Below are 10,404 nucleotides of genomic sequence, written 5' to 3'. Positions count from 1 at the left end.
CTTGGATTACAAGACGAACGGAATGGTAAGTGTGAATTTAAGTTACAGTTATGCGAACGGATTTGGAGCAGGAGTGAACATCGGAACGGACAACAGTACGAAGTTAGGCGGTAGTATCGGTGTAAATTACAACGCAAAGAGCGGAGCTTGGGGAGCAACCGCGGGTTTGAAAATGGGTCTTGGCCAAAAGGGAAAGAAGGCTATTCGAACTGGGCGGAAGTGAGCTACAACAGAAACAATATCGGTCGTGACAATCAATCTTCGGGAGTGAGTGCAAATATCCGAGGTCAATACGGCCAAGGTTCGTCTGGTAGTTTGGGTCTTAGTTACGATACGAAAGCCGGTTACGGAGCAACAGTTGGTCTAACGTCGGGTCTCGGTCCACTTCTGAGCGTAACGCCTTCTTGGACGGTTTCGGAATACGGTGGCTTAAGTAGCGACGTTCAATACGGCTTTAACAAAAATCTTTTCGGTAATCTTTTTAACAAGGTTAATAACCCTGAACACTCTGCTGCGAATCGGAATTTGCTGGATGATATCTGGAACGGGATGGGGAGTTTAGTGAGTGGCATTGGCGCTGTCGGTAAGAGCGCTTGGGATGGTTTGAGTAGCGCAGTGGGCGGTATCAATGGAGAGAACCTCTCGAACGGCTGGGCCGCGATCAAGAAAGCGTTGTTTGGCGGTGGGAACGATGGTGGTGATGGTCTTGAATATGAAGGCTTAAAGGCTGCTTTAGAAAGTGCACAAAAAGAATTTGATCGGGAAAGCACTGTTGCAGACAACGCAGAAACTTCAAATGTAAATCCGAATCGATTTAACGCGGCTTGGGCAAAACTTCAGCAGGCCCAAGAAGCTTTGATGAATTATTTGAGCAAAACATTTGGTGGTCAAAAAGACATTAGTAATTTGTCAGCAGATGAGAAGGCAATTGAAGCGCAAAGAGCCAAGGTTCCAATATTAGAAGGCGAGGAAGATGTAACTGATGGTTACATTGACCAGCTAAGAGAAATTGAGCAGAAGTTAGGAGTAAGTGGCGGGAAGCTGATTCTTAGTGCGAAAGGGAATATGCAGTATCGACGATATGGAGATGGGGCAAAATCAACGCCAATTATTGAGACTGAAGTTATCAATAGCATTGATTGGGGAAGAGATTCGTACATGCATACAGATGACCAAAAAGGAGAGGGAGATTTTTACTTGAAAAATGGATCAAAATTATCTATTTTTAATACAGACGATGGCAAATTTAAAATCACTAAAATTCATCAATCACAATTAGGTGGCACAACCGTGACCGTTGAATTTATGATGGGTCAGGAAAAAAGAATCGTCGCCTTTAGGCATTTAGATAATCAAATTCCAGAGGAAATCTTAAATAATTACAAAAACAAGGTGAACGTATCTTATGACGTAGGAACTGTATTTGGTTATGGAGGAATGACTGGCAATATGGCTGTTCCATATAACAAGAGTACAGGTAAAATAACGGGGTTGCCAGCATTCCATTCCCATTTGAAGATATATGGTTATGAAGGAACTACAATTCCGGATTGGGCGAAGAGAGCTTTAAAATATGAATATTAAAAGAGGTTAAAATGAAGAATTTTTGTATAGCAGTCATAGCTATTTTAATTGTCTTTCAAGGGTGTGATCAGGAAAAAGATGAAGTTAAAAAGGCTTATGATTACTTAAAATCTATTGATTCTATACACTCTTTTGAATCTCCTAATGAAGATCGAAATAGTGTGAAGGGATTGAATTTTCAAGATTCAAAAATTAGTGACGAAGGAATAAAGCATTTGTTGCTCTTTCCTAATTTAGAAAATTTAGATTTATCGAATACATCGATTAGTGATACAGGTTTGGTTGAATTATTAAAGTTTTCAAAGTTGTCCTCTTTGAACTTGAGTTCTACTAAAATTACATGTTCGGGAATAGGGGTTTTATCGAAGTCTAAAAGTATTTCCATTTTGGAATTGGCGTATAATAATCAATTAGATGATAAATGTCTAATATTTTTATCTTCATTTCCGAAGTTGACATCGATTGAGCTTGGGTCTACGTCTATAAGCTTAGATGGCTCTGCAAGATTACGAAAGCTGAGACCCGATATTCAAGTAAGTCGTTTTGAAGAAAGTGGCAATTACTGATATTTGTGCGCCCAGCGCATTCCAAATGAAAAGCGGATGAAACATAGAATAAAGGAAGATAAAGAGTAAAAGAGTGATTTAACTTTGTAAACGGAAGTAAAAGAGCTAAGAAACACAAACAGAATTTCCTTTTTCTTACAAAAGGAAAGAAGGGGGAGAAACAAGGAAAGAAAAGAAAAATCGGAACCCGTTCAGAGGACAAAAAGACAGACGAACTTTGCTTCGCTCGTTCTATACAGATGACAGAAAGCGGCTTCAAGTGCATCACGGATTTCTAATGCATCTTCTGAATACTGAAAGACGAAAACTTGGGGGAAGAATGGAAGTAGAAGAAACCAAAAGCAAGAAAGGATATGTGTTAGGTGAAGCGGTAAGAGACAAGAGGAGTGGCCGAAAGATGTATGTGGAAGTAGCTTGGAATGCGGAAGTAAGTTGTGTTTACTTTGATGCAGAGAAGAAAAGCCTTGTGAGGGTGGAGATGTTTCCGGAGGATTTGGAACGTATTAAAGAATTACTGCCCTATCTTCCAAAGTAAACCACAGGTTTTAAGGGCCAGTGAATAGTTTCTTTTCTGCATATTCATATTTTCTTGTGTTTAAACAAAGCCGGGCCCTGGGCTTTTTAGTGAATAGGAATCAGAGTCAGTATCTTTTTCGAGAAAAACAAAAAACTCCCTTCGCATTAAAGACAGAGCGAAAGGGAGTAGAAGGAAAGTTTAGAAAAATCGGAACCCAGAGAGTGAGTTTTCAAACTGGGGGAAGAAATGGAAGTAGAAGAAACCAAAAGAAAGCAAGGATATGTGTTAGGGGAAGCGGTAAGAGACAAAAGAACGGGTCAAAAGATGTATGTAGACGCAACTTGGAGCCTTGAAATCAAGTGCGTATATTACGATCCTGTAACGGACAAACTTGTGAAATTGGAGGTACCGTATGAGGCCTTGGAGAAAGTGGAAGAAAGACGGAAAGTGAGAACCGAATTTCGAAATGAAGTGTCAGACTAAAATCCCGCGACTTACTAGGTTTTAGATTTTGAATGTAACTTAAAAATCATGAGTGCATCAAAAGATCAGACTTTGCCGGTGTAATAGCCGGTTTTTTTGTATTGTGGATTAAGCTTTTTTCTTTGAAAAAGGGAATCATTAGAGAAAACAAAAAACGAGTATGAAAAAGTTTATTCATCTATTCAGATATACTTTTTTTGTTATATCCCTTTTAGTTCAAACAAATTGTTTGCTTGAAGAGGCCGGTACCATATCGGGAACCGAAGCCAACCAAATCATAACAGAAAGAGTTTTAGTAAAGATGTATAGTTGCGGCCTTGTTGAATATTCATACGATCGGAAAGACACGAATCCTGATCTGAACATGCGTGCTCTTTCCAAAGAAACAACGAATATATTTTTCTTAATGACGACAATATTCGTAAGGTTTGAAGCTTTTGGCGCGTATGAGAGATACAAATCGAAAGATATCTATGCTTGTGCGGATGACTTGGACTTAGTGAGATGCGAAGTAATAGAATCTAAATGGGCTACGGATTCCAACATGGGCGGAATGATTGGTGGATTGATTTGTAATGACGTAAAGAAACAGTAATATTTACTTTTTTAGCGAGTGTATCAAAAGATCAGACTTTGCCGGTGTAATAGCCGGTTTTTTTTGTGATTAGGGAAAGCGAAAACGGTTTTTAAAGGATGAGTTTGAGTAGAGTTTCTCTTTCTTTGTCGGATATATTTTCTTTTTCGGATTTGTCGAAGATAGAAAGGAAATAGAGTTTGTTTTTATCCCGAAACAAATAAGTGATGATTCTCGCCCCGCCGGATTTACCTTTTCCTTTGGAAGAAATGGCCAATCGAATTTTGTAACAATTCTTACTTAATAGAACGCCTTGAACTGGATTTTGTTCGAGAGAAGTAACGAGTATTTTTAAATCATCTTTAATAGATCTGAATTTTTTAGCGAGGTCTTTGAATTCTCGACTGAAATGATCTGTATATACGATTTCAGTTTTCATCAAGAAGAGAATGAATGGACGGCAATTTGATTTTACCTTGCTTATCTAAGTTGACTTGTTCGACGGCTTCTTTAAAACCTTTTAGAGCTTTTGCTTTTGCTTTTGTCAGGGTTTCCGTTTTTTTTACGAAAGAGAAACCTTTTAAAATTTCCATGAGGAAAAGAGCTTTTTCGTCTTTAACCTCGACTAATAAGATTTTCATGAATATTATTTCCCCACTAACTCTTGCAGTTTCTTTTTAGTAAGAAAGGCATCGATAATTTTTTTGATTAAAGTTTTTTCGTCTTCAGGAAACTGCTCAACGGCCTGAAACATTTGTAATAAATCTTTATCAGAGAATTTGGCTTTAGCGAATTCTTCTTTCGATCCGTTTAACAAATAATCGCTGGATACTCCAAGGACTTCAGCCAGTTTGTTTACGGCTTCAGCTGAAGGCATAGAGAGGCCGCGTTCATACCTACCGATATTAGTGTAATGAAGCCCGACAAGCTCCCCAATTTCCCCTTGAGAAAGATTTTTTTGAAGCCTTAACTGTCGAAATCGTTCACCGAACCCGTTTTCAGGCTCTTTTTTTCTTCCTTTGCTCATAATCAATCATAGTTGCATTTAAAAAGTAAGCTGTCGAGAAGAACTTAAAGCAGATATGCAGGTAATGAAAAGTTAGGGCTTGACGAATGAAGCATAGTTGCACATTGTAAGGCATATTTGCATTACAAAAAATTTCCCACCAAGGAGCTATCCTCATGGCATTCATCCCCAAAGAAGAGATTACCCAGTTAAAGACGGAAACGGACCTGCTTGCCCTGGTGCGCAGCTACGGGATCGAACTGAAGAACCACGGAACGAACTGGGTAGGCCAATGCCCGTTCCACGCGGACAAAACGCCGTCCTTTATCGTAACGCCGGTAAAGAACTTGTGGCACTGTATGGGAGCTTGCAAGACAGGAGGCAGCGTGATTGATTTCGTGATGAAACGGGAGGGCTTGGGCTTTCACGAAGCGGTAGAGGTATTACGCAAGTTTAAACCAAGACTGAACGTAGAAATGAGAGGAGAATCTCTTACGCCCGTAGCATTAGACAAGGTATTAGGAAGAAAGATCCCGACGACAGAAAGACTAAGCAGTGCAGAAAGAGACCTGATCTTTCAAGCTTTGGAATACTACCGCACTACACTGAGAGAAAACATGAGCGCACTCTCGTATTTACAAACGAGGAAGGTGGGAAGTGAGGAATCGATATCAAAGTTTGGGATCGGCTACAGCGACGGAAGTTTAGGCAAAATCCTACCATCGAGACAAAGCAACGTAGGGCGAAGAGCGAGAGAGGTATTGAAGGAATTCGGATTCTTTGCAGAGAGCGGACAAGAGTATTTCAAGGTAAGAATCGTATTTCCGATCTTCACGCAAGGCCGTGAGCTTTGTGGGATGTATGGAAGAAGGAGCGTACTAAGTAGAACAATCGTTCCCAATCATCTTTACTTACCAGGCAAACATTTAGGGATCTGGAACGAAGAAGATGCGTTTAGAAAGAGCGAACTTGTACTTTGCGAATCGATCTTCGACGCGTTGACATTTTGGGAGAATGGAATCCGAAACGTGACTTGCAGTTACGGAATCGAAGGCTTCACGGAAGTAATTCAGGAAAGAATACTCGAAAAACAAATCAAGAAGATATACATCGCATACGATGCGGACGCGGCAGGAGACAAGGGAGCGGCTTCTGTGTATCAGAAATTAAAAGACAAAGGGATCGAGATCTACCGGGTGCTTTTGCCTCTTGGAATGGATGTGAACGAAGTAGCGGTAAGAAGCGAAGAAGTACAGGACACACTGCTCGGACTTTTAGGGGAAAGTGTACCTCTAACCGAGGAAGAACAAAGACCGCAATACAAAGAACTGTTTTCCATTGAGACAAATCTTTCAACTCCCAGGCCCCAAGAACCACTCTTGACCTCGGAAGGGTTGGCCGCCTTAACCGATTCCGGGACCGGGATCCAACCGGAAGTTAAAGTTACCAAAGAAGAAGTGGAAGTAAAATTTGGAGAAAGAACGTATTTGGCTAAGGGACTGTATCGAAATGCAAGCCTTGAGACGTTGAAGGTAACGCTTAAAGTGAGCCAAGGAGAAAGATACCACGTAGACAACGTGGATCTATTAAGTTACAAAGCTCGGACTTCATATCTGGGAACGACCACCCACGAGTTACGAGAAAAAGAGGAAACGATCAAGAAGGAACTGGGAAGACTCATCAATATCTTGGAAGACTCGTTAAACGAAAGAGAAAAAGAAAGAAACGTAAAGACAGAAGTCGAGCTAACTCCGGAGGAAAGAGCGGAAGCGATCCTGTATTTAGAAGACCCGAATCTACTTACTAATATCCTAATGGACTTTGAAAGATGCGGGCTTGTAGGAGAAAGAGTCAATTCTCTTGTGGGATATCTTGCAAGCATCACAAGAAGAACTGAGAATCCGTTAGCTGTGATTATACAGTCTTCCTCCTCCGCCGGTAAATCTACCCTCATGGATGCAATCCTTGATTTCGTACCGGAAGAAGAGAAAGAGAAGTATTCGGCGATGACGGGCCAAAGCCTCTTCTATATGTCCTCCAAAAATCTCAAAAACAAAGTTCTTGCAATCTCGGAAGAAGAAGGCGCGGAACGGGCGAAATACGCGTTAAAGATATTGCAGAGTGAAAAGAAAATCAGTATTGCGAGTGCCATGAAAGACCCGGCGACAGGAAGGACTGTAACGGAGGAATACAGCGTAGAAGGGCCGGTTGTGATTTTCTTAACGACGACCAATTTGGAGATTGATGAAGAACTCGAAAACAGATGTCTCATCTTGACGGTAAACGAAGGAAGAGAACAGACAAGAACGATTTTAGAGATACAGAGAGAACAAGAGACATTGGATGGAATCGTAAAGAAGCGGGACAAAGAGAAGATATACAAACAACACAAGAACATACAAAGGATCCTTCGGCCTTTAGTGGTAGTGAACCCGTATGCGAAGGAAATGAAGTTCCCAGATACGAAACTGAGAATGCGCCGGGATCAAAAGAAATATTTAACGCTCATCAAGTCGATTGCACTCCTTAACCAATACCAAAGAGAAAAGAAATTTGGAACTGATGAGAACGGAGAGAGTTTCGAATACATCGAGGTGACTACTTCAGACATGGAACTTGGAAGCTTACTCGCATCTAAGATATTGGGAAGGACGCTTGAAGAACTCACTCCCCAAACCAAGGAAGTATTGTATTCATTACATACAATGGTCCAAAAAGAAAGTGAGGACCAAACGATTTCGAAGAGCGCGGTACGTTTTACGAGACGGCAAGCGAGAGAGGTACTCGGGATGAGCGACACAAGACTACGAGTTCATTTGAGAAGACTGGAGGAATTGGAATACTTGATCGTACGAAGTGGTCGACAGGGCCAAATAGCGGAATACGAACTCTTGTATGACGGAGAGGGAAAGGAAGGAGAAGAGTTCGCTCTTGGACTATCTTTTGAGACGGAAACGGATTTGCAAGAGACTGGAGTAATTGAAGGAAACTCGGTTTTCTCTTGGAGAGAAATATTAGGAGTTGCCAAAAAAGAAGAGAGGTTAGAAAGTGTATGAGCAAAAAAGAATATTCAAAACTACTTTTACTTAACGGAAGCGAAGTAAAGAGTTTGAAAAAAGCCTTTAAATCAATTGAATGTTCGTTCACTTCGCCCCCCAAAAGTTCAACTTCGCCTAGCAAAAAGGCCACTTCGCCCCCCCTTCGCCTAGGCAAAACCGGGGGGTCGCCTGGGGGTCGCCGCCCCCTCACTCTCGCATTCTGTAGGGGTTTAGATGGGGTTTCCAAGCAAAACACGCATTTTACTTCTAAGAAAGGTCTTCTAGGGACAAAAAAACTTTCCCGAACCCTGTTCCTTCTCCTGTTGCTGCTGGTTGTGGTGCACAAGCGATGAATTGGCAAGAGAAGTTAGAGACTTTGAGAATTTCTCCCTTGGGGAGTTTTGAAAACTACTGTTACAGTTATTTAGAATGGAAGCGGACCGCGAAAGCTTATAGCCAATATACATTAAAGAATACGTATGTTTTTTTGATGAACTTTTTCGATTGGTGTAGCTTGCGAGAGATCCGAACCCCGAACAAGGTGACGTTATCACTTTTAGAAAGATACCGAAGTCATGTAGTTGGACTGAAGAACAAGAACAACGGGAAAGAGCTTTCGAACAATGGTAAACACAAACGCTTGGCATTGGTGAAGGATTATTTCGCGTGGTTGACAAGAAAGCAAGTGTTGCTTGTGAATCCTAGCTTAGATTTAGAGATCCCGAAGTATATAAAAAGGAACATACCACACAATGTTTTGAGTGTGGAAGAAGCGGAGAGGATCTTGGCTGTACCGGATGTGACAGACGTCTTCGGGCTCCGTGACAGAACGATGCTTGAGGTAGTGTATTCGACTGGAATCCGAAGGATGGAGCTTGGAAATCTGCATGTGAGCGACATTGATTTTGTTGGCAAGACACTACTTGTGAGGGAAGGCAAGGGAAAGAAAACGAGACTTATTCCGATCAGTGAGAGGTCGCTTAGTTGGATTCGGAAATATTTAGAAAGATCGAGAGTTGTATTTTTGAGAGATGCAGAAGAGCCACATTTGTTTCTGGGTAAGATGGGTAAGAAGCTGGAGCATTCGAGTATTACAAGTCTCTTTGCGGTGTTTAGAGAGGCGGCTTCTGTCAACAAGCGTCAAGCGGTTCATATCTTCAGGCATACGACGGCGACTGGGATGTTGGACAACGGAGCGGACATACGACACGTTCAAGAGATGCTTGGACACGCGGATCTAAGTACGACTCAAATCTATACCCACGTAGCGATTCGAAAGTTAAAGGAAGTATATGACAAGACTCATCCATCACTCCATACGCCGGATTCGAGTTCTTTAGTGGGAGGAGCTTCCCCTAAAAAAGAGACCGGCTCGAAAGACAAAGAAGAGTCCGACACGAGTTAAATGTCAGAGTGTTAGGGATCAGTGAATAGTTTCTTGTAACATTCCAAATCTCTAAACAACCAAACGAAAAGGACCGGTTAGAAAAAGAGAACGTTTTTTCTTTAGCAGCTTCTTTCAAAAACAAAACCAAAAACAAAAATTCAAAAAACCTGCGGAGCGATCCATGGAGAGCGACGCGCTTACGTTATTAGGGAGGCCGAAGGCATGTATATTATCACGCTTGCGAATTTGAAAGGCGGAGTCGCAAAGACAACGACGGCGATCAATCTTTCCTTACAGTTACGGGAGAAGAGAAAGAGAGTCCTTTGTATGGACTTGGATTTGAACAACAACCAAACGGACTTTTTTCTTCGTGGAGTGAGTGAGGAGGAATTGGACGAAAGAAACATATATCACGCCTTACTCGAACAAAAAGAGATCGGTGCTTGTATATATGAGACTCGTTTTCCGGGGATTGAAGTACTACCGGCGACAATATCTTTAGGCAAGATAACGGAGGATTTAGGAAGTGATCCGAGAGTGTTGGGATCGTTTGTAGAGAATTTAAGAAAACTAGAATATGATTTTGTAATCATTGATACGCCGGTGTATTTAAGTTTAGAACTACGGTTTTCTCTTTGGATAGCGGATATGGTATTGTATCCAGTGAGGCCGTCTAGATGGAACTTTCAAGGAACAAAGACGTTACTTGGAGAAATAGAAAATATATTCGAAGAGTATCAGGAATCGGGCGTGAAAGAGAAGAAAGTCAAGACGTTACTTGTTCCTTCGATTGTAGGAAAAAGTAAGAAGGAATCGGAGAGGATTACTAGGCTTAGAACAAAATACGAAGTATCCAAGACAGTGGTTTGGAAGTTGTCGACGATTGAAACGGCTACAGAGATGGGGAAGGCGTTAAAGGAGAATACGAAGGGATACGAGTTATTTGAAGAGTTAACGAACGAAGTATTAAGAAACTTAAAAGGGTGTCAAAGATGAAAGTAGAAGGGAATACAAAAGGGCCCAAGAAAGATACATCCACAAAAGTTTCCTTAGAAGAGAAAGCCAAAGAGTGGATGGACGCACAAGAATCAAGTCCCCGGCCGGGCTCCACATACAAAAAACAGTATATCCCTAAGGGAGTAACACTGAACCCCATTGTGAAGATGGTTCCACCTTCGAGTTTAAAGCCGAATCCACGGAACGACTTTGATCCGTTGACAAAAGAAGAATACGAGAGCTTGAAAGAGAA

10 protein-coding genes and 2 pseudogenes are annotated in these 10,404 nt (G+C 41.5%); 9 read left to right on the top strand and 3 right to left on the bottom strand.

The window, feature by feature from the left end:
* The 5 genes and pseudogenes from LEP1GSC062_RS20435 to LEP1GSC062_RS03200 form a co-directional block, all read left to right on the top strand.
* A pseudogene (locus LEP1GSC062_RS20435) lies at positions 1 to 690 on the top strand (hypothetical protein); the annotation flags it as partial.
* A gap of 905 nt (positions 691 to 1,595) precedes the next feature.
* Positions 1,596 to 2,150 (top strand): leucine-rich repeat domain-containing protein, encoded by a 555-nt coding sequence (locus LEP1GSC062_RS20430; protein WP_010576057.1) that lies wholly within the window; start codon positions 1,596 to 1,598, stop codon positions 2,148 to 2,150.
* A gap of 319 nt (positions 2,151 to 2,469) precedes the next feature.
* A complete protein-coding gene (locus LEP1GSC062_RS03210) occupies positions 2,470 to 2,685 on the top strand; it encodes a hypothetical protein (protein WP_039941054.1) in 216 nt (71 codons plus the stop codon).
* Positions 2,686 to 2,913: 228 nt separating this feature from the next.
* Positions 2,914 to 3,150, top strand: coding sequence for a hypothetical protein (locus LEP1GSC062_RS03205; protein ID WP_020983400.1), 237 nt, complete (start codon positions 2,914 to 2,916; stop codon positions 3,148 to 3,150).
* A 160-nt stretch (positions 3,151 to 3,310) separates the two neighbouring features.
* A complete protein-coding gene (locus LEP1GSC062_RS03200) occupies positions 3,311 to 3,745 on the top strand; it encodes a hypothetical protein (protein ID WP_039941052.1) in 435 nt (144 codons plus the stop codon).
* 91 nt (positions 3,746 to 3,836) lie between these two features.
* On the opposite strand, the gene LEP1GSC062_RS03195 is transcribed toward LEP1GSC062_RS03200, so the two are convergent.
* Genes LEP1GSC062_RS03195 through LEP1GSC062_RS03185 form a run of 3 tightly spaced genes read right to left on the bottom strand, consistent with a single transcriptional unit; the run spans position 3,837 to position 4,751 of the window.
* Entirely contained in the window at positions 3,837 to 4,163 is a 327-nt protein-coding gene (locus LEP1GSC062_RS03195; protein ID WP_020983401.1) for a type II toxin-antitoxin system RelE/ParE family toxin, read from the bottom strand.
* A complete protein-coding gene (locus LEP1GSC062_RS03190) occupies positions 4,153 to 4,365 on the bottom strand; it encodes a hypothetical protein (protein ID WP_020983405.1) in 213 nt (70 codons plus the stop codon). Before LEP1GSC062_RS03190 ends, LEP1GSC062_RS03195 begins: the two co-directional genes overlap by 11 nt.
* A 5-nt stretch (positions 4,366 to 4,370) precedes the next feature.
* On the bottom strand, positions 4,371 to 4,751 hold the full coding sequence (locus tag LEP1GSC062_RS03185) for a helix-turn-helix domain-containing protein (RefSeq protein WP_020983402.1): 381 nt from the start codon (positions 4,749 to 4,751) through the stop codon (positions 4,371 to 4,373).
* A 155-nt stretch (positions 4,752 to 4,906) separates the two neighbouring features.
* Here LEP1GSC062_RS03185 and LEP1GSC062_RS03180 point away from each other — a divergent pair, with 155 nt between their 5' ends.
* From LEP1GSC062_RS03180 to LEP1GSC062_RS03160, 4 genes and pseudogenes are all read left to right on the top strand, one after another.
* Positions 4,907 to 7,786, top strand: a complete 2,880-nt coding sequence (locus LEP1GSC062_RS03180; protein ID WP_039941050.1) for a CHC2 zinc finger domain-containing protein — start codon at positions 4,907 to 4,909, stop codon at positions 7,784 to 7,786.
* Positions 7,787 to 8,117: 331 nt separating this feature from the next.
* The gene (locus LEP1GSC062_RS03170; RefSeq protein WP_020983403.1) at positions 8,118 to 9,173 is read left to right on the top strand and encodes a tyrosine-type recombinase/integrase; all 1,056 of its coding nucleotides are present in this window, start codon (positions 8,118 to 8,120) and stop codon (positions 9,171 to 9,173) included.
* Positions 9,174 to 9,377: 204 nt separating this feature from the next.
* On the top strand, positions 9,378 to 10,151 hold the full coding sequence (locus tag LEP1GSC062_RS03165) for a ParA family protein (protein ID WP_020983399.1): 774 nt from the start codon (positions 9,378 to 9,380) through the stop codon (positions 10,149 to 10,151).
* Positions 10,148 to 10,404 (top strand): annotated as a pseudogene (locus LEP1GSC062_RS03160) (chromosome partitioning protein ParB); the annotation flags it as partial. The gene LEP1GSC062_RS03165 and the pseudogene LEP1GSC062_RS03160, both read left to right, overlap by 4 nt.

This window comes from Leptospira alexanderi serovar Manhao 3 str. L 60 (assembly GCF_000243815.2).
GTDB lineage: Bacteria > Spirochaetota > Leptospiria > Leptospirales > Leptospiraceae > Leptospira > Leptospira alexanderi.
Note: the sequence above shows the minus strand (reverse complement) of the source record. Positions and strands in the feature narration are given on the sequence as shown.

Excerpts from the sequence above, each read along its gene's own strand:
- LEP1GSC062_RS20430 (WP_010576057.1), top strand. The coding sequence starts at position 1,596 with ATGAAGAATTTTTGTATAGCAGTCATAGCTATTTTAATTGTCTTTCAA.
- LEP1GSC062_RS03210 (WP_039941054.1), top strand. The coding sequence starts at position 2,470 with ATGGAAGTAGAAGAAACCAAAAGCAAGAAAGGATATGTGTTAGGTGAA.
- LEP1GSC062_RS03205 (WP_020983400.1), top strand. The coding sequence starts at position 2,914 with ATGGAAGTAGAAGAAACCAAAAGAAAGCAAGGATATGTGTTAGGGGAA.
- LEP1GSC062_RS03200 (WP_039941052.1), top strand. The coding sequence starts at position 3,311 with ATGAAAAAGTTTATTCATCTATTCAGATATACTTTTTTTGTTATATCC.
- LEP1GSC062_RS03195 (WP_020983401.1), bottom strand. The coding sequence starts at position 4,163 with ATGAAAACTGAAATCGTATATACAGATCATTTCAGTCGAGAATTCAAA.
- LEP1GSC062_RS03190 (WP_020983405.1), bottom strand. The coding sequence starts at position 4,365 with ATGAAAATCTTATTAGTCGAGGTTAAAGACGAAAAAGCTCTTTTCCTC.
- LEP1GSC062_RS03185 (WP_020983402.1), bottom strand. The coding sequence starts at position 4,751 with ATGAGCAAAGGAAGAAAAAAAGAGCCTGAAAACGGGTTCGGTGAACGA.
- LEP1GSC062_RS03180 (WP_039941050.1), top strand. The coding sequence starts at position 4,907 with ATGGCATTCATCCCCAAAGAAGAGATTACCCAGTTAAAGACGGAAACG.
- LEP1GSC062_RS03170 (WP_020983403.1), top strand. The coding sequence starts at position 8,118 with ATGAATTGGCAAGAGAAGTTAGAGACTTTGAGAATTTCTCCCTTGGGG.
- LEP1GSC062_RS03165 (WP_020983399.1), top strand. The coding sequence starts at position 9,378 with ATGTATATTATCACGCTTGCGAATTTGAAAGGCGGAGTCGCAAAGACA.